This window comes from Agaribacterium haliotis (genome assembly GCF_002312815.1).
Taxonomy (GTDB): Bacteria; Pseudomonadota; Gammaproteobacteria; order Pseudomonadales; family Cellvibrionaceae; genus Agaribacterium; species Agaribacterium haliotis.
Genome location: NZ_NKQJ01000001.1, coordinates 348,636 through 367,963 on the forward strand (window position 1 = coordinate 348,636; position 19,328 = coordinate 367,963).

Consider the following 19,328-nt stretch of genomic DNA (forward strand, 5'->3'; position numbering starts at 1 on the left):
AGCAATTATTGAATATCCAGTTCTGGCTGACTTTTAATCAAGTCATCCAGAGCTTTGATGGATGATAAAAAGCCTTGCAATTTTTCAAGAGGCAAGGCGCTTGGTCCGTCGCATTTGGCCTGATCTGGCTCTGGATGCGCTTCTAGGAATAATCCTGCGATACCCACGGCGATACCGGCACGGGCAAGTTCAGCTGTCTGGTGGCGGCGGCCGCCAGAAGCTTCCGAAAGTGGGTCGCGACACTGCAGGGCGTGGGTCACGTCAAAGATCACCGGCGCACCACCACTGCACTCTTTCATGGTGCGAAAGCCGAGCATGTCGACAACCAAGTTGTCATAACCCATGCACGAACCGCGCTCGCAGAGAATCAGCTGTTCATTGCCACACTCTGCAAACTTATCGACGATGTTCTTCATTTGCCCAGGGCTTAAAAACTGGGGTTTTTTCACATTAATCACGGCGCCGGTGGCAGCCATGGCTTTAACGAGGTCAGTTTGCCTTGCTAAAAAAGCGGGGAGTTGAATTACATCAACAACTTCGGCAACAGGCTGACATTGATGCTGTTCGTGCACGTCGGTGATGATCGGAACGTTGAATTCACGCTTCAACGCTTCGAAAATCTTTATACCCTCTTCCATACCGGGGCCGCGAAAACTGTTCACCGACGAGCGGTTGGCTTTATCGAAGCTGGCTTTAAATACGTAAGGGATGCCAAGTTGATCGGTCACTTTTACGTAGTGCTCACAAATACGAAGCGCAAGCTCTTCGCTCTCGAGCACGTTCATGCCGCCAAACAGCGTGAAAGGCTTGTCGTTGGCGACTTCTACACCGGCAACATTAATAATCTTGTTTTGCATCGGCTTGTTTTGCATAGGTATTAAGCCTTCTTGTTTTCTTTAACAGCGGCGATATAGCTGGTAAACAGCGGGTGACCGTCGCGCGGCGTCGAGGTAAATTCCGGGTGGAACTGACAGGCGACAAACCACGGGTGGTCTTCAATTTCTACCACTTCAACCAAGGAGTGATCCGCAGACCAGCCGCTAATGCTCAAACCACCTTTGCGCAGCGCATCGAGGTAGTTGTTGTTGACTTCGTAGCGATGGCGATGGCGCTCAAACACCTCAGTTTTTCCATAAATATCGGCCGCTTTCGAACCGGCCTCTAAGTGAGCCAACTGTGCACCGAGGCGCATGGTGCCACCGAGATCGGCGTTTTCATCGCGCGTTTCCGTATCCCCTTCTTTGTTGATCCACTCAGTGATCAAGCCGATAACAGGGTTGGCCGACTTTGGATTAAATTCAGTGCTGTTCGCATCGTCGAGACCAAGCACGTTGCGCGCAAATTCAATCACCACACTCTGCATGCCCAGACAAATACCGAGGTAAGGCACCTTGTTTTCACGCGCGTAGCGCACGGTCATCAATTTACCTTCGAGACCGCGCTCACCAAAACCACCCGGTACAAGAATACCGTCGACATCTTTAAGCAGGTCGAGGCCATTTTCAGCTTCGATATCTTCAGCGTTAATGTGGCGAATATTGACCTTGGTGCGGGTGTGCAGACCGGCGTGTTTGAGCGCTTCGTTCAAACTTTTATAGGCGTCGAGCAGCTCCATATATTTGCCAACCATGGCAATGGTGACTTCGCCATCGGCGTTCTGCTCGTTGTCGAGTACGGTTTCCCACTCGTGAAGATCGGCAACTGGCGCTTCAATGCGGAACTTGTCGAGAATAATCTGATCGAGATTAAAACCCTGAAGAAGCGCAGGAATGCTGTAGATGCTCTTAGCATCGGGCAGCGGCACGACGGCTTTTTCTTCAACGTTGGTGAACAGCGCAATCTTGCGGCGGCTGTCTTCATCGACTTCTTTTTCAGAGCGACACAGCAACACATCGGGCTGTATGCCGATCGAGCGCAGCTCTTTAACACTGTGCTGGGTTGGCTTGGTTTTGGTCTCACCGGCGGTAGCGATATAAGGCACCAAAGTCAGGTGCATCAGCGCTGCGCGCTCGGAACCGAGCTCAACTTTGAGCTGGCGCACCGCCTCTAAGAACGGTTGGCTCTCGATATCACCAACGGTGCCACCGATCTCAACCATCGCCACATCGTAGCCATCGCCACCGGCGAGCACACGCCGCTTAATTTCATCAGTGATGTGGGGAATCACTTGTACCGTGCCGCCGAGGTAGTCACCGCGACGCTCTTTTTTGAGCACGGTTTCGTAGATACGGCCGGTAGTAAAGTTATTTAGGCGGGTCATTTTAGAGCGAATAAAACGCTCGTAGTGGCCCAAGTCGAGGTCGGTCTCAGCACCGTCCTCGGTAACAAATACTTCCCCGTGCTGAAACGGGCTCATTGTACCCGGGTCAACATTAATATAGGGGTCGAGTTTTAAGATGGTGACCTTAAGGCCACGGGCTTCGAGCACTGCTGCCAGCGAAGCCGATGCAATACCTTTTCCTAACGACGAGACTACCCCGCCGGTAACAAAGATAAATCGAGTCATGTATTGCCCTAAATGACGAAGGCGCAACGCGGCAAGCATTGCGCATATTAAAAACTGGAGAACAAGGTTTCACAGTCGTTGCTACAGAAAGACAGCCGACAGCCACTTTAAGCGCGCTGAAAAACCTGACCGGGGAACAAAGAGTCAGCAGCGATCAAGCTGTTTATGCCCCCCAAGGACGGGGCGCCAGACTACCAGAATTAGCCCTCAAGCTCAACGCAAGTAAGCGCGCAAAGCAGCCCTCGCTGCACAAGCCTTAATGATAGACAGTAATTATTGCAGCCCGGCTTGTAAAAAGCGTTCAGCAAACGCTTTTAAACAGCAAAAGAGCCAAACTCGCCGCCAACTAAGCATTAACTAAGGGCAACTTAAACTTAGTCGAGCTCAGTGCCAGCATCGGTATCGCTATCTGAGCCGACGTCACTATCGACCTCACCATAGGACCAGCAAAATGACACCGACTCGTTCATCACTGTATTTTCACACAACCACAAGTCGGCAACGGCAATCAATTGCTGCTCAAAAAACACCAGGGGCACGCGATCTCGAAGCCAGGGTTCTAGCTGATATTCCTGCAAAAGTTTTTTTAAGCTTTGACTGTGCTGGCGGTTCACAGGCTTGCAGCGCAAGCCGGGGCGCCGATAGACAACCTCGAGGCGCGGCTTTGCCAGATGCGAGTCGGCGCCGAGCAAAAATAAGCGCGAGCCATCGGCCAAACTCAAAGGTTTTTGCGCTGTCCACGTCACAGAATAATCGCTCGTCACCGCGTCGAGTTTAGGCAGCAGGTACAGCCGCCCATTAAAACGCCGCAGCTCATACTCCCCCAGCAGCAACCTTGGCTGGGCATCGGCTGCGGCTGCAAGCACGGTGTAAAACTGTGCCAGGCGGCGCTGATTTGGCGCTGGCTGGCCGCACTCAGCCAACCACAAGCGCAGCAGCGCTGCCTGCTTTGCCGGCTCAAACTGCAAAAAAACACCGAGGTCCAGGCTCTGGCCCAGGCGCTCGTTGCGCAGATCACAGCGCTCAAGATCCGCTTTTAGATAAGCCTGCAGCAGCGCCAAATCCCCGGCCAAGTTTTCGGCGCTGCGCGCGCAGGCACTGGCAAAGTGAGGCCAGCGCTGCTTAATTAACGGCAACACCTGAAGCCGCAAAAAGTTGCGATCAAAATCAACGCAGGTATTGCTGTCATCTTCAACCCAGCTAAGCCCGGCAGTTTGCGCCCAGGCTTCAAGCGCAGCTCGGCTTGTGTTTAACAGCGGTCGATACAAGTTTGCAACGCCGCCGCTAACTCGCAGCTGGCGCTGGCGCGGCGCGGCGACCATGCCCCGCAGGCCAGCCCCGCGCGCCAAACGCTGCAGCAGGGTTTCACTTTGATCGTCGGCGTGGTGAGCGAGCAATAGCAAATCGCCAGGGCTCAACGACTTTTTAAAGCAGCTGTAGCGCTCGCGCCGAGCGCGGGATTCAAGATTGTGCGTACCGGAAATGGCCAAACGGTAGTTTTGAAAGACTATACCCAACTCAGCGCAGCGGCGCTCGCAGTGGCGCTGCCATAAATCGGCGTGAGCCGACAGGCCGTGATTGATATGTACGGCGACAACACGGGCGGCAAACTCACTGCGCGCGAGCAGCTCAAGTAATACGCTTGAATCCAGGCCGCCGCTGTAGCCGACATAAAGTCGACCGCCAGCCTCGGTGCAGGCAGAGAATTTCTGTAAACTGTCAGAGCCAAACTGCATGTGAATACTATGAGCGCCTTTGCGCCCTTACACCTTAATAAAATCCATACGACAAAACACCCATGAACACAGCCGCGCCCCACTCAGATGACAGCAACAAACAAAACAAAAGCTGGGGCTGCTGGCCGTCCAGCATCAGCCCGGAAATGGTTGCATCAGCCGCTCCCCGGCTTGGCGAAGCTCAATGTCACGGCCAACAACTATATTGGCTGCAAAGCCTCGCCGAAGAAAGTGGCCGGGTAACTATTATGCGCGGCCGGGGAGAGAACTACGAGAGCATTCTAGCTGCGCCCTACAGCGTGCGCTCCCGCGTTCACGAATACGGCGGCCAGAGCCTGTGCTTCAGTGACACCGAGCTATTTTTTGTAAATGCCGAGGACCAGGGCATTTACCGCCTGGCTTTAGAGGGCTCGGGCGAGCCGGTTTTGTTATTCCAACAGGACAACCTGCGCTTTGCCGATTTGGTGTTTAGGCGGCAAAGCGCCCCATATCAAAATCCCCGAGAACAAGCACATCGAAACCAAGAAAACCTAGACGTTCAAAGCACTGAAACACAAAGCTTAATTGCCGTCGCCGAGCAGCACAGTGACAAAGGCGTCAGTAACTTTCTTGTTTGCATCAGTCTCGACGGTCAAATACACACCCTGGAAACCGGCGCTGACTTTTACGCTTACCCGCGCTTGAACCACGACGGCAGTTTATTGTGCTGGATCAGCTGGATGCATCCCGATATGCCCTGGGACAACACCCGCCTACATATCGCGCAAATCAACAAATACTCACTAACAAAAATAAGCACACTCGACCCTGAAAAAGTCAAAGCACAGAACACAGATGCAGTGGCCAGCCAAGCAAGTATTGTTCAGCCGCTGTGGGCTGCCGACAACAGCCTGTTTTTTATCAGCGATCAAAATAACTGGTGGAACCTGTGGCAGCTCAAACAACAGGACCTGGCCCAGCCAGAAAAAGCCACGGTTTTTTACAAACAACAAGCCGAGTGCGCAACCCCACTTTGGGTGCTCGGCATGCAGCACTATCGGATAAATAAAGATTCTATTTTATTTGCGTTTAACCAGCACGGGCGCTGGCAACTGGCCAAACTGGCGCTGGCAGATAAAACGCTCGAAACTATCGGAGACCCCTGCGCAAGTATCGAAGCGATAAGTTTTGCCGGCGAGCAGAGCTGCTTTATTCAAAGTGGCAGCACTTATGCGGCTAGGGTTTGCTCTTACGAAGACAATCAAATTCACCTTCACGGCCAACCGGGCAAGGTCGATAGAAAAGAAATCAGCTCCGCACAGGCCATGCAATTTGGCGAGGCCGACAAGCGCTGCCACGGCTTTTATTACGCGCCCCACAACAGCAACTACAGCTGTGACCGGGGGGCACCGCCGCTTATTGTACTCTGCCACGGCGGCCCCACTGGCCAAAGCGACTGCAGCCTCAATTACAAAATACAATTTTGGACCAACCGCGGCTTTGCAGTTGTCGATATCAACTATCGCGGCTCAACTGGCTACGGGCGCCACTACCGCCGAAGCCTTTATAAAAACTGGGGTATCTGCGACGTTGAAGATGTGAAAACCGTTTGCACAAGCTTAGTTGAACAGGGCCTGGCAAACCCCGAAGCGCTAATTATCAAAGGCAGCAGCGCCGGGGGGTATACAGTACTCGCCGCGCTGTGTTTTACCGAGTTATTTAGCACAGGGACCAGCCTTTACGGCATCGGCGACCTTGAGAGCCTCGCAACAGACACTCACAAATTCGAGCAACACTACCTCGACCAACTAATCGGCCCCTACCCTGAATGCCGAGAAATTTATAAACAGCGCTCGCCCATTAATGATGTCGACAGATTTTCCTGCCCTTTACTGTTATTTCAGGGGCTCGACGACAAAGTCGTACCGCCGAACCAAGCTAAAAAAATGGCAGCGGCCGTGCGCAATAAAGGGCTTGCGGTGACGCACGTCGAATTTGAAGGCGAAGGTCACGGCTTCCGGCAAGCAAAAACCGTTATCAAGATGCTTGAAACAGAGTTGGATTTTTATCAGCGGGTATTAAAACTGGAGAAACAGGCTTAAAAAGCCCACCGCTATAAAACTGACGCTTGAGAAGGCACAAGCAAAACAGGCAACAAATACCGGTAAGCAAGAAAAATAAAGCGCTAATCACAGCGCTTTATTTTTCATAACGTATCGCATTGATATACCAGCTGACCGTACCGGCTTCAGTTTGCACAACGGCCTCGTCATCTACCTGTTTTTTAAGAAGCGCCTTGGCCATCGGTGAATCGATGGAGATATAGTCTTTGCGATTAAATATTTCGTTGTAACCAACAATACGAAACTTAAGGCACTCACCGGCGTCATTTTCTACTTCAACCCACGCGCCAAAAAACACCCTGCCCTCTTGCTCGGGGTGGTAGTGAACAACCTTCAGGTTCTCTAGCGACTTGCGCAGATAACGCACACGACGATCGATTTCACGCAGCCTTTTTTTATTGTAGATATAGTCGGCATTCTCACTGCGATCCCCCAAGCTCGCAGCCCATGCAACCTTTTTTGTCACCTCGGGCCGCTCCACCCGCCAGAGCTCGTTTAACTCCTGCTTTAAGTCCTGGTAACCCTGCTCGGTAATCAGTGCTGCTCTCATATTCGTGTAACACAAAACTAAAAATGCCTTATAAAGCATTTTACTAAACATTGCAGCTACAAAGCTAAAGTCACCGCCGCCGCAAACTAAAGAGCGCCCACAAAAAAGCCCGGGTTATCGACTAACCCGGGCTTTTTCGAAAAATCAGAGCGTGTAACTGCAGTGGCGACTATTCGTCGTCGTAGCTGTAACCGTTGCTGTAATACACTTCCCACTTGTAATCATAAGCGCTCAGCTTCGAGACCTGACCAAAGAGCTCGGTTAAATCTTCGTCGTACCACTTCATACCTGGCTGACCGGCAACCAGCTGGTCAAACTGACTGAAAAATGAAAAGTGCAGGTGAGAATACAAAGCCAAAGAGCGGTTGTACATGTACAGCTCTGGCTCGTTTGCATAGTTGTTCACTTGCGGAATCATCAGCTTCACCATAACAAATGGGAAGTACTCAAAGTGAGAAACAAAGGCCATGTTCCAGATGGTGTACAAGTCGGCCCAAGCCTTAGGTGCAGGCATCGTCATCTTGATGCCCTTGCCATCTTCTGCGAAACGCGAAGGCAATACACCTGGCAGGTTAAAAGCCAGGATAGCGCCAGATTTTGCGTTGTCGCGACGGTCAGCCGCCAAGTCTTCGGCAGTTGCTTCAAAGATATTTAACGGCAGATCAAGCTTGCCATAGTCGGCCGGAACCTCACCAGTGCTGTGGAACTCGATGTAGTCAGTCATCGGCTTTTCAACAGACATCAGCTTCAGGCGGTGAAAGGTGCTCAAGTTTGCTTCAATACCCAGTTTTTGGCGAGTGGGGACCCAGATGTTCTTCAGCACTTCAATCAGGTTTGGGTCGTTGTACATCGCTTTGGTCAGGTTCTCTTGAACCATTGCGTAGGCAACTACGGCAGGTAAAATTTGAGCGCCTTCGCTTTCGACTTTAGCTTCCAGGGTCTCAAAGTTTTTGTAAGCGGCCTCGTGGAAAAACGCCATCATATAGGGGTTTCTTTTTACCACCGCTTCCATTTTATTCACCAGAGCAATCGCGTCGTTCGCGGTAGTGCTAGCAGGTAAAAGTTCAGCGGCAATATCTTCAAGCTCAGGAGCAACCCACTGGTAATTCTCATCGACAAGACGCATGGTTTTGTAGTGCGTCAGCATAATGCCTTGTACGGTTCGGGCGTCTAAACCGCGAACACTGGATTTCAAAGAGCGGGACACATCGTTAAGTACCTGCTTAGACTGATAGCTTGTGCCGGCATAAGCATTCTCTAACACAGGCTGGACCATCACTAACGTTCCTGTGACGACGACCGATGCCATGATTTTAAATTTTTTGAACATGGTTTTACTGCTCCTATAAACCTGGAAGTGCGAAGTCGAAAGTCTAGAAAAGTGGCTCACACAAAAAAACCACGCGACGCATACGCTGTGACACACATCACACATTCAAACAAATGACCGTTTGGAACTAGTTATTATTTGATCAAAACCAGCGTTTTGTTTGGTTTTTATTTCAATTGTGTGAACTATTTACTTGGAGCTTCGCCAACCACAAGACAAAAAACAATACAAATACACGCTCAAAAAAGCCCCAGCTCCGATCAACAACCCGGCAAAACAAAGCCAGTAAACAAAACCGAATAGCCTCTACAAACACGGCTAAGAGTGGCAGCCCTGCCTCCATCAACAGCAACGGCAACAACGCCATCGGTGGTACCTCGAATAGTTAGACTACAAACACTTGTGCAATCTGAGAGGAATTTAGAAAAGTTACAGCCCGGGCCTGTTTAGGCGCTGCGATTGTCAGCGCCGAGTTGCTCGGCGGCTTTTCTTTTTTGCTCCTGAAGCTTTAAAAATGCGTCTTGCCGCTCTTTTGCCAATTGAGCTTCATCTTTAAAAACCAACACGTATTCAATCACACCTTTTAACATGCCTGGGCGACTTGAATAACTGCGCTCAACAAAAAAGCCGGGCAGAGCCTGCTGGATTTTAACTGAGCTTAACGCAGCGTAAGGCCTGACATCTTTCTCGCCAACATCCGCGCTCAAACCCACCGCAGAGCCCGCCAATATAAAGGGCAGCGGCTGCACGGGTAGTTCAACACTGCTATTGGCCATCAGCATCAGGCGGGTGCCGTTGCGGCTCAGCGCAACCAGGCGCCGACCGAGTTCAAACAGCAAATCGTCGTCGAGGTAATTAAGCAAATCCCAGGCAACAATCACATCAAAAGTTAAACCTTGCTCAAAGCGAAGAAAATGACCATCGCGCAAAAACTCGCTTCGCTCACTTTTACTCATTGCGCTGGCGCGGCGCATAACAACACGCAGATCTTCCGCGCGAACACTGGCGTAGTTCTGTTTCCAGGCATCGACATTGATGGCGGTCTTGCGCCCCAAATCAAGCAGGCGAGCCGTACCAGTAGAAGCACTGCGCAAGCCTGAGAGCGCAGGCGATTGTAATTTGCGCACCAGCATGGTTTTCGCATCGCCAATTTCAGCGCTGGCGAATTCGGCCGTACGCACCTTTCTATCGGGCTCAAAACTTAAGATTTGCTCGGAAAAACCGCCGGCCATGCCCTCGCTGTTGACAAACGATCTAAGCATAAAAAAGTCGGGCAGCGCTTTGAGTATTTGGCTGGTGGTCAAGCGGTGCCGGGGTTTATCGCGCGCGCTATTTAACTGAATCGTCAAGCTGTACTGATCGTCAATAACATAAGTGCACGGCGCAACCGGCACACTCGAACCGACATAAGAAACAATATGGAACAGGGTATTTTTTTTGATTTTATCTTTGAGCGATTCCAATAACGCAACCGTTAAATCAAGCGGAAGGAAATTAAATAAATCCCAGCACAGAACAATATCAAATGCTTGCTTTTGGTTTTTTACCTGGACAAAAGCATCTCGCAGCGCCTGTTCGTCGAGCTCACCTTGCTGCAAACCCTGTGTTAACTGCTCGCCAAAATCATCAAAATGAAAACTGGCACCTAGCTGCGAATAAAAACTTAAATGGCGAGCGATACACGGGCCAAGATCGAGTATGCGATTTTTCTTCGAGGCCTTAACGGCGTTGTAGATCGCGGTTAAACCTGGGGAGCGGTGGGCGTAACTTGTCGGCATAGGTGGGGCTCAAACGAAATAAGCCCCGCCAACTTGCGGGGCTTTCCAGAACTACGATTGAGCATCGCCTTTTGCGGGCTTGCCCTGGGGCTTTTTAATCGCTCCGGCGCTTTTAGAAATACTGGAATCGGCATTAAAGTTTTCAAAGTCGCTTTTGCGATCAGCAATATCCATATCAATGGAACCTTTGAACTTAGCGCCATCTTCCAGGGTTACGCGGTCGGCAACCAGATTACCCTGAACATTGGAAGAGCTGAGTATAGAGATACGCTCTTGACCGTAGATATCGCCTTCAACAGTGCCTTTGATAACAATGTTTTGGGCCAGTACGTTTGCGCGAACAGTGCCCTGCTCGCCAATGATCAGGTGATTTCCTTTCAAGTCGATGGTGCCGTCGACTTCTCCTTGAATCAGCAGATCTTCTTCACCGACAAGCTCGCCTTTAAAACGAATTTTCGGACCGATCACAGCAGCGGGCATTTTTTCCTCTGCTTGCTCGGTTTTCACTGGAGTAACGGCGGGGCTGCTGGTGCTAGGGGCGGCGCCTCCGACTGGACGGGCAGGCACGGAATCACTGGCCTGCTCTTCTGGCTTGCTGGTACGAATCATGGTAGAGCTCTCCGATAGACTGAAGTGTTGATACTGCTCAGGCTTACTTTGAGAGTTGGTTGCCAGCAAGGAGAAGAGGCCTGGCTTCTTTTTCATCAAAGTTTTCGCTTCCAAGTGATTAAAATCCGTGCCGATAGACAAGCCCAAACGCGCAGTACTCCAACCTTAATTAGCGCTTTTGGCGCTGGCAAAAAGGGAAAAATCAAAGCGTGATCAAGCTCTCAGTTAGTTATTTTTTTGGCGCGATTTTCAACATTGAGTCGGCATCAAAAACTGCGCTTAAACGGCGGTAAAGCGTTGACTATGGCGCCACCGTAGCGCTTGCTTATTAAGCGCTTGTCGAGGATGGAAATCGTGCCCTCGTCACCCTCGGTACGCAGCAAACGACCGCATGCCTGAACCAGGCGCACCGAGGCATCGGGCACACTGACTTCCATAAACGCATTGCCACCGCGAGCTTCTACCCACTCGGCATAAGCGGCATCGAGCGGCTCGTCTGGAACCGAGAACGGCAACTTGGCAATGATGACATGGCGGCAGTAATCACCGGGAAGGTCGACTCCTTCGGCAAAGGAAGCCAGCCCCCAAATTACGCTGCCGCGACCGCGGTCAATACTGCGCTTGTGGCCGTCGATAATACGCTGCTTACTTTCGTGGCCCTGACAGCGAATAATATGCTGCAGCTCATCGGGCATCGCGTCGTAGACTTGCTTCATCTGGGCATTGGAAGAAAACAAGACCAGTGTTCCCTGGTCGCGCTCAATCAACTTGGGCAACTCATCAATCAAGCTCTGTGCGTGTTCAAAACTGCGGTTGGCCTCGAGTGCCCAATCCGGCACTTGCAACAGCGCCCGGCTAAAATCGAAGGGGCTCGGCACCGCCTCAAAACTTGCGTTGTCCCAAAGGCCGGCGCGCATTTTAAAACGATCAAATTTATTTAAAGCCCGCATCGTCGCCGAGGTAAGCACAGCGCCACAACAGCGCGACCACAGACCTTTATTTAATAAACCCGACGCCAGCACCGGGCTAGATACCAGTTCGTAGTCAACGGGTTCGCTTTCCGTGTGCAGGGTAATCCAGCGCGCCCACGGCGCTTTTTCATTAAAGGCCGTTTCACGATAGCTCTGCCACAGATTGAGATTGGCCTCGGCCCGGCTAACCCAAATGCCGAGCAAATTTAGCATCGCCTCCATAGCACTTGCCGGGGCCAGGCGACTGTCTTCGTTAATCAGGGTATCGATTTCTTTGTGCAGTTTTTCAAGTAGTTCATGCAGCGCCAGAAAATGCCGGCTCGCCTCTTTGGCGAGGCTTTCAACATCGGCGTCTAACTCGCCTTTTTCAAAACGCAGTCTCGGCGTATATTGCTCAAGATCGATGCTTTCACAAAGCGCTCGAATAAGCGGCAGGCCATCTTCAAGCACGGTGCGACAGGCCTTAAAACGCTGCTCCAGCGGCTCGGCCAGGTGCACAAAATGGCTCAACTCGTCGAGCGCTTTTAGCTGCTTGGGCCACTGCCCCTCGCTCTGCCCTAGCCAGCGGATGCTGCCGCGATAACGCGCATTGCAGGCAAAGTGATTGAGTGCTTTCTCAGGCAGGTGGTGGCCTTCATCAAAAACGTAAATGCTGTTTTCAGGCGCCGGTAAAATCGCACCGCCGCCGAGGCTTAAATCGGCAAGTACCAAGTCGTGGTTGGCGACAATCACATCGGCGTCGTCCATGGCCGCACGCGCATTGTAAAACGCGCAATCGCGAATATTGGGGCACTTTCGGCCGAGACACTGGCGGTGATCGGTCGTTACTCGAGACCAGCTCAGTGCGTCGATCTCTTGCTCCCAACTGTCGCGATCACCGTCCCAAAGCCCCTCAGCGGATTTATCCATCATGCGCTGATAGAGCTGCCTGTCCGCGGCGCTCAAGGCGACCACTTCATCTTCATACATCGCCGCAGCGCTGTCTTCGATATCACCGAGCACGCGCTCGAGTTTGTTTAAACACAGGTAGCGGCCGCGCCCTTTGGCCAAACAAAAACTAAATTTAAGGCCGCTGTGGCGCAATAAATCGGGTAAATCTTTATTTAGCACCTGCTCTTGCAGCGCAATGGTTGCGGTCGACAAAACCAGGGTTTTATCGTAGTGCGCCGCCATCGGTATACTAGCCAGCAAATAGGCAACGGTTTTGCCGGTTCCCGTGCCCGCCTCGACTACGGCAATATTTTTTTCGGCAATATTGTGCCCTTCGTCGTCGAGGTCGATATTGCCAAGCGTGCGCGCAATTTCGGCAATCATCATTTTTTGGCCGTAGCGCGGTTTTAACTCTTTCGCCTGCAAAAACTGGCTGTAAGCTTTTTGTATACTGCGTTTTAAATCATCGGCCAGCATTATTAAGCTTCACCGAGGCGATCGCGCACAGGGTTGGCATAAGCCTGCAGAAAAATATCGCGCTGGGCGACGGGCACACTCTCAAGGCGCCCTTTAAATACCTTTTTTTCGTGCTCAAATGCGCACTGGTCAAAACGCTGCCCGGCTTCACCGACAGCCACCGCCGGCGGCTGGCTTTGCAGCAGCTCGTAGGCAATCGCGTTGCTCGGCTGCAGCTGATAATTGTTAAGTATCTGTTTATCGAGCTCGGCCGTCACCGCGTCGGTGTCTTCAAACTGCCCGGATAGTAAATCGCCAAAGGCGACGTGCACATGGCCCTTGTAGCCGGTAATGCCTCTGGCAATGCTGCGCACATCCTCCTGCTCGCCCTTTTCATAGCTGCCGTGCTCACTTTTCATGTAGAGCTCTCGGGCTTTGTCGGCATCGCAGGGATCGTATTCATAAGAGATAGAAACGGGTACCACACGGGCTTCGGCGATAAACTCCGATAGACTCTGTTTTTTATCTTTACTCAGCGCCAACATCGAAATAATTGCGCTGTTGGTGCGGTCCAAGCCGTCTTTTGCACGGCCTTCGCGCTGAGCGATCCAGACATTCTCGCCATCCTCAAGCACACTGTGGCGAATATACGCACTTAAGTTTTTTGCCGCTTTGAGTTTTTCCCGAGGTTTACTTGCCGAGCGATTGACAATAAAACTCTTATTCAAACGCATAAGATCGCTGGCAAAAGGTTTGGTCAGCAAGTTATCGCCGATGGCAATACGCAAGGTGCCAAAGCCGGCTCGATAGAGCGCAAGATTCACCAGTGCCGGGTCCATCGCAATATCCCGGTGATTGCAGATAAATAGATAACTCTGCTTGCTGTCGAGTTTATCGAGGCCCGAAACACTCATGCTGCTGGTCGTTTCATCGAGCACGCGAACCAGATGACCTTCAATCGCCGCTTGAAAATCGGCAACGGAGTGAATCGGCGCCCGCACCCGGCGCATGGCAAATTTGACCAGCGGCCGCAACAACGCGGCAAAAGCCATGGCTTTTGCCCCAAACTTTAAACGCACGATGGCATCGAGAAACTCCCTGTCACGCAGCAGTCGATCCAGCACCTGGTCGACCTCGTCATCGTTGTAGGGGCGAATGTCATCAAAATCAGCCATCGGTTAGCTGTCCTCAAATAAGCAAAGTTGGTAAAAAGTCGTTAATATGCACGGCCGCGCAGCCGCACCCGGCCAAAGGGGCGCCATTATACGGGCAAGATCAAGCAAAAACGATGCTTCGCGCTGCGGCTACACTCAAGGATAGAGAAAATACTCAACACGGGGTCCACCCAGACCATATGAACATCTTGTTAGTCGAAGACAGCCCAACCATTCGCGCGGCCATGGAGCACTACATCCGTGCCGCCGATCACCACTGCCTGATCGCCGAAAACGGCGAAACTGCCGTGCAAATGGTTGAGACTGAGCAGGTCGACTTAATTATTATGGATGTTGAAATGCCCGGCTTAAACGGCTTTGAAACCACGCGCCTGATACGCGAGCAACTCGGAGACCACTGGATTCCAGTCATTTTTGTCACCGGTTTAAGCGAAGAGAAAAACTTCAAAGCCGGTATCGACGCCGGTGGCGATGACTACCTGATCAAACCCGTCAGCCCAGTGATCCTCAAAGCCAAAATTCAGGCAATGGAGCGGCTGGTGAACATGCGCGATCAACTGCGTGAAGCCAACGACCAGCTGCGCCTGCTCAGTCAGCGCGACGCGCTTACCGGCCTCTACAACCGCCGCTTCTTTGACGACAAAGCCGACGAACTCTGGCGCCACGCCGCTCGCCACAAACGCCAACTAAGTGTACTGCTACTCGATATTGATCACTTTAAACGCTACAACGACCGCTACGGCCATCTCGCCGGAGACGAGTGCATCAAAGCCGTTGCCAAGTGTGTTTCCGATACCGCGCACCGCAGCGATGATGTCGCTGCGCGCTTTGGCGGTGAAGAGTTTATTATTTTACTGCCCGAGACAGGCTTTGACGGCGCCGAGCACCTCGCGGAACGCTTGCGCGAATCGGTCGAAAAGCTCGACCTTCCCCACGCCGGAAGTAAAGTTGGCCGGGTAACGGTCAGCGTTGGCGGCGCCAGCCTGCGCTATACCACCGGCTGGCACATGAGCAAGCTGATCGATTACGCCGACAAGGCCCTCTATGAAAGTAAGAGCAACGGCCGCAACTGCGCACACGTCAGCGAGATTAATAGTCCCCACCAATTGCTGATGATAGAGAGCGAAACATCCATGGCCGATGAGTTTGCGATTATGCTCGACGGCCACTGTGAGGTGCACACCCTTAACAAAACGCAAGAACTCAATACGGCAGTCAAAGCTAAACGCCCGGAACTCGTAATACTGGCCATCGAGAATGAGCTCGACGAGAGCATAGGCCTTTATAAACAGTTCTTAGAATTGAGCAAAGAATCGCAAAAGCCACTGGTGCTGCTGTCTGATCTGAATAAAGATCGGCTAAAACGTATCGCCCGCACCCTCGGGGCCAAAGGCAGCATCCAAATGCCGATGAGTCAGCACCAACTGATCTCGCGCATTGATCATTTTTTATTGAGCCCAGAGTAAACACGCCCCAGCTGAGTAAGGGCTGAATATGCCGCGCACAACACGCAGGCGCAATGAATGCGGTCAATAAACATCAAGCGCAAAAAAGATAAATAGAGCCAACCGGCTCCAGGCGGGCTTTAGTCGAGCGAGCCGCGCACGCACAGCCATAAAAAACAGGCATCCGCTTCGGGTTTGAGCTGCGCTGTTTCACTGTTTTCGGGCTGACTGATCTCGTCACCGCTAACCTGGCCATCGCCGTTGTGATCCATACGCTCAAAACTACCGAGATAACTGGCGTATTCATCACCACTCAGGCGGCCGTCTTGGTCCTGATCGAGCTTATCAAAACGAGCCTTTAACAGCGGCAAGCGTTTTTTGTGATCAAGCTCTTCGTATTCAATAAAGCTGACTTCGCCATCGGCATCGATATCCATGCGCTCAAACGCTTGTTTTCGCTTGAGTTCTACTTCATCGGCGCTGATAACACGATCTCCATTGGCATCGTAACGAGCCAACAGACGCTGATCCTCAGCACTGAGTCCCTCCGCCAGCACGTGCATTGACAATATCAACACAGCTGACCCTAGAAAGGAGCGTAGAAACATAAATGTAGTACCCGTCTAACCTTCTTTATTGTTTGACTTAAATAATAGCCTTTGGTTCACATACAAAACCACAACTAACTCACAGTTTAAAGTGTGTTTATAGACAGATATGAGCTAGCGCAAGTCTCAAACTAAGCTTAAGCCCATAAGGCATACATTGGCATGCTTAACGTCACAAAAACCACAAGACTGAACTGAGAAATTCACTCCGGCCCAAAGCGTATATACAGCTGCGTTGAAGCAGCGAACGCCACACTACGTTGCATTAAGTGCGGCGGTGATACCAGTTCACTTCTCTGGCACTCGCATCCACTTGGTCGGCAACATCGAGAATCAATGCAAATAACGCCATGCGTACCAACACACCGTTATCCGCCTGGCGGAAAATCGCCAGATTGGGGTTTTGATTCAGATCGTTGTCGAGCTCGTTGGCCGCCGAGCGCGAATCCCTTGGCAACGGGTGCATAATAACGGTGTTAGGTTGGCAGTAGCGTGTATAAATCTGCTGGTTTAAACGAAAGCGCCCCCGGTATAAATCGGCCTCCTCCTGGGAATCAAAGCGCTCTTCTTGAATACGCGTCGAATAGACAATATCAACCTGGCCGATACCGTCGGTTAACTCGTGGCTGACCTCGACACTGTGCCCCGCCGCGCGCATCTCCTCGATATAACGCTCAGGCATGCTGAGCTCTTCGGGCGATACGAGAACAACATGAATATTTCGATACAGGCGCAGCAGCCGAATTAAGCTGTGCACGGTGCGGCCAAATTTCAGATCGCCAATCATCGCAATGCGCAGGCCGTCGAGCTCTCGCCCGCGCGCGCCGAGCTCTTTTTGAATCGTGTAAAGGTCAAGCAGGGCCTGGCTCGGATGCTCATTCGCGCCATCGCCACCGTTGACAACCGGAACTCGGCTCGCCGCGGCAAATTCACCCACCGAGCCCGACTCCGGATGGCGCATACATATAACATCGCTGTAGCCGCTTAGCACACGCGCAGTATCGTAGAGGCTTTCGCCTTTGGCGATGGCGGAACTCTTAAAACCGGTGGTCTCTCTGACTTCCCCGCCGAGCAGGTTAAAAGCACAGCCAAAACTCACCCGCGTGCGTGTGCTCGGCTCAAAAAACATATTGCCGAGAATCGCCCCCTCAAGCACACGGGTAACTAGGCGACGCTTGGCGTAGGGCTCCATGCGATCCGCCACTGCAAATATTTGCTCAATGTCTCCGCGTTCAAACTGATCGACCGACAAAATACTTGCTCCGGCAAAATCCACAGGACCACCCCCTTCTCTTTGGCTAAATTTAAACGGCGGCTATTGTAGCGCCGTTAAGGCTCAGCGCCCACGCTTTTTGCCAGTATATTAAAGAGGAAACTTAAGCCCTCAGAGTCTAAGCTGAAGCTAATAACGCCGCTGCAGCTGTGCGCAACGTCGGCGTTGCCAGTATCCACTATGCGATGGGCTGCCAATGACACAAGCGCTGCCAGACAAACTCTATTTATACTGCCCTCCTGCCGAGGCCTTGACCGTGCTGAGCTCCGCAAAGCTCAACACCCTCAGTTGTGACAAGATTAACCAGTTTTTTGAGCTCGGCGCAGAGCAACACGCAGTGACGGATGTCGACAAGTTGCGCCGCAGCGCTATTCGCCACAGTATTTCCTTAATATTTGGCCCCAATGCGCCGCAGGGTGATACCGCGCTGATCAATGCCATCAAACGCTGGCGCGACAGCGAGCGCTTCGCCACCCCGGACGAAGCCGAAACAGTACTAAACGAGCTGTTTGAAAAAATGCTCGATCAGTACGTCAACGAGCGCCAAGCTCAGCTCGAGCAGTGGCACAAGCAAGCGCAAAAACTGCGTATCGTACCGCTGTACGAAAAATACGACGATCTTAAGTTGCTCGCCGAGCACGGCGATAACAGCGGCTGTGTGGTGTTGTGTTTTGAAGTCAATCAAGGCAGCGCCTGGCGCTTAGTTCGAGCGGTGGACTATCGCGATAGCCGGCCTGAAATATTGAGTTTAAAAGAGCAGCTCGCTGCCCTTATATACGGCAACAAACTCAACCCGGCAAATAAACTGCTGGAAAAGCTCAGTATTCGAGCTCGCGTGTTTCGCAGCGAAGCCCAGTGGCGCAGTTTTTACCCCGACGGCGACACCCAGCTCACGCTCGACGACTGTGCACTAAGCCGCGTATATTTGGGGCCAGAACTTAAAAGCGAAGTCGCTGAGCAAATAACGGCGCTGAGCAGCGACAAACTCAGCCATATAAAGCTCTACCAACTTGATTTTGCAGAGGCGAGCTACGAAATAAAAGCCCGGGCGCTTAAACCAGACAACGATAAATAATAACAACGGATATCAAGCCCTAAAAAAGAAAGCCTGTAACACTCACCCTTAACGATACCGCGCATAAATCTGGCTCACCCAAAGCTGCATTTTTTTATAGGCTTTGACTTCATCTTTAAGCTCAAGCGGAAGGTTTTCCGGCCAGTGCAGACCGTATTTTCCCGGTTGAAACAACGGTGCCCACAGTGCGGCAACGGCTAAATCTGCTCGGCTGAAATTATCACCAACTAACTTGCTGTTGTCTTTGTCAAAAAGCAAAGGTGCCAGGGTTTCATTCGCCTCGGCCAGCTTTTCGCGTGCATTTGCAAGCGCCTTCTCGTCGAGCACCAGAGTTTTTCGAAGCGCTGCAGTAATCGCCGGGTAGGCGCGTTTAAGGTAGAATTTACTGTACCAGGGGCCGCCCTCGGCAAACATTGGCAACAATATATCGGGCCGGTCTAACAGCGCTTTATAAATCAGCACCTGTACGCTCGGGCCTATATGTTCAGAGGCCCAGCGCTCCCATTCACAAGCCTTAGCGGCAAGCTCTGACTGCTCGGGGGTCAATAAAAATCGCGGATACTCGGCATCGAGGTAAGTAATAATTTGTGCAGAGTCGCTAACAGCGTTGTTTACATCTTTGATCACCGGCACCAAGCTCTGGCCGCTTAGCTTTCTCATCTTTTTTATATGTAAACCGGGCAACACGTTACAAATTTTGTGCGGCAAGCGCTTGTAGGCGAGCGCCCAGCGAACTTTTTCACAATAGTGAGAAACAGGGAACTGATAGAGGCGAATCATTTAG

Annotated in this window: 15 protein-coding genes; 3 read left to right on the top strand and 12 right to left on the bottom strand. The window is 51.8% G+C overall.

The features are described from left to right. Nucleotides 1-5: 5 nt before the first annotated feature. The 3 genes from kdsA to tilS form a co-directional block, all read right to left on the bottom strand. The gene (gene kdsA / locus CFK45_RS01590; protein ID WP_096084893.1) at nt 6-857 is read right to left on the bottom strand and encodes a 3-deoxy-8-phosphooctulonate synthase; all 852 of its coding nucleotides are present in this window, start codon (nt 855-857) and stop codon (nt 6-8) included. Between the two features lie 20 nt (nt 858-877). Further along, nucleotides 878-2,506 (bottom strand): CTP synthase, encoded by a 1,629-nt coding sequence (locus tag CFK45_RS01595; protein ID WP_096084894.1) that lies wholly within the window; start codon nt 2,504-2,506, stop codon nt 878-880. Between the two features lie 374 nt (nt 2,507-2,880). Further along, the gene (tilS, locus tag CFK45_RS01605; RefSeq protein ID WP_096084640.1) at nt 2,881-4,242 is read right to left on the bottom strand and encodes a tRNA lysidine(34) synthetase TilS; all 1,362 of its coding nucleotides are present in this window, start codon (nt 4,240-4,242) and stop codon (nt 2,881-2,883) included. Nucleotides 4,243-4,304: 62 nt separating this feature from the next. Here tilS and CFK45_RS01610 point away from each other — a divergent pair, with 62 nt between their 5' ends. Beyond that, nucleotides 4,305-6,323, top strand: coding sequence for an alpha/beta hydrolase family protein (locus CFK45_RS01610; protein WP_096084641.1), 2,019 nt, complete (start codon nt 4,305-4,307; stop codon nt 6,321-6,323). Nucleotides 6,324-6,420: 97 nt separating this feature from the next. Here CFK45_RS01610 and greB read toward each other — a convergent pair whose 3' ends face one another. The 6 genes from greB to CFK45_RS01650 all read right to left on the bottom strand — a co-directional run bounded on the left by greB (nt 6,421) and on the right by CFK45_RS01650 (nt 14,143). Continuing rightward, nucleotides 6,421-6,894, bottom strand: a complete 474-nt coding sequence (greB, locus tag CFK45_RS01615; protein ID WP_096084895.1) for a transcription elongation factor GreB — start codon at nt 6,892-6,894, stop codon at nt 6,421-6,423. Between the two features lie 169 nt (nt 6,895-7,063). After that, a complete protein-coding gene (locus tag CFK45_RS01620; protein WP_096084642.1) occupies nt 7,064-8,224 on the bottom strand; it encodes a hypothetical protein in 1,161 nt (386 codons plus the stop codon). A 446-nt stretch (nt 8,225-8,670) separates the two neighbouring features. Further along, nucleotides 8,671-10,002, bottom strand: coding sequence for a hypothetical protein (locus tag CFK45_RS01630; protein WP_096084644.1), 1,332 nt, complete (start codon nt 10,000-10,002; stop codon nt 8,671-8,673). A 51-nt stretch (nt 10,003-10,053) separates the two neighbouring features. Next, a complete protein-coding gene (locus CFK45_RS01635; protein ID WP_096084645.1) occupies nt 10,054-10,611 on the bottom strand; it encodes a bactofilin family protein in 558 nt (185 codons plus the stop codon). 266 nt (nt 10,612-10,877) lie between these two features. Further along, a complete protein-coding gene (dinG, locus tag CFK45_RS01645) occupies nt 10,878-12,989 on the bottom strand; it encodes an ATP-dependent DNA helicase DinG (RefSeq protein WP_096084647.1) in 2,112 nt (703 codons plus the stop codon). 2 nt (nt 12,990-12,991) lie between these two features. Beyond that, nucleotides 12,992-14,143, bottom strand: coding sequence for a 1-acyl-sn-glycerol-3-phosphate acyltransferase (locus CFK45_RS01650; RefSeq protein WP_096084648.1), 1,152 nt, complete (start codon nt 14,141-14,143; stop codon nt 12,992-12,994). Between the two features lie 179 nt (nt 14,144-14,322). On the opposite strand from CFK45_RS01650, the gene CFK45_RS01655 reads away from it, so the two are divergent. Then, nucleotides 14,323-15,609, top strand: coding sequence for a GGDEF domain-containing response regulator (locus CFK45_RS01655; RefSeq protein ID WP_158224570.1), 1,287 nt, complete (start codon nt 14,323-14,325; stop codon nt 15,607-15,609). A 119-nt stretch (nt 15,610-15,728) separates the two neighbouring features. Here CFK45_RS01655 and CFK45_RS01660 read toward each other — a convergent pair whose 3' ends face one another. Further along, nucleotides 15,729-16,166: an EF-hand domain-containing protein gene (locus CFK45_RS01660; RefSeq protein ID WP_239923502.1), complete on the bottom strand. Its 438-nt coding sequence runs from the start codon at nt 16,164-16,166 to the stop codon at nt 15,729-15,731. Nucleotides 16,167-16,461: 295 nt separating this feature from the next. Beyond that, nucleotides 16,462-17,472, bottom strand: a complete 1,011-nt coding sequence (locus tag CFK45_RS01665) for an aspartate carbamoyltransferase (RefSeq protein WP_096084651.1) — start codon at nt 17,470-17,472, stop codon at nt 16,462-16,464. A gap of 193 nt (nt 17,473-17,665) precedes the next feature. On the opposite strand from CFK45_RS01665, the gene CFK45_RS01670 reads away from it, so the two are divergent. Continuing rightward, nucleotides 17,666-18,544 carry a hypothetical protein gene (locus CFK45_RS01670; protein ID WP_096084652.1) on the top strand — a complete coding sequence of 293 codons (879 nt, stop codon included), beginning with the start codon at nt 17,666-17,668 and terminating at the stop codon, nt 18,542-18,544. 48 nt (nt 18,545-18,592) lie between these two features. Here the strand turns inward: CFK45_RS01670 and CFK45_RS01675 are convergent, their stop codons facing one another. Next, entirely contained in the window at nt 18,593-19,324 is a 732-nt protein-coding gene (locus tag CFK45_RS01675; RefSeq protein ID WP_096084653.1) for a glutathione S-transferase family protein, read from the bottom strand. Nucleotides 19,325-19,328 lie beyond the last annotated feature (4 nt).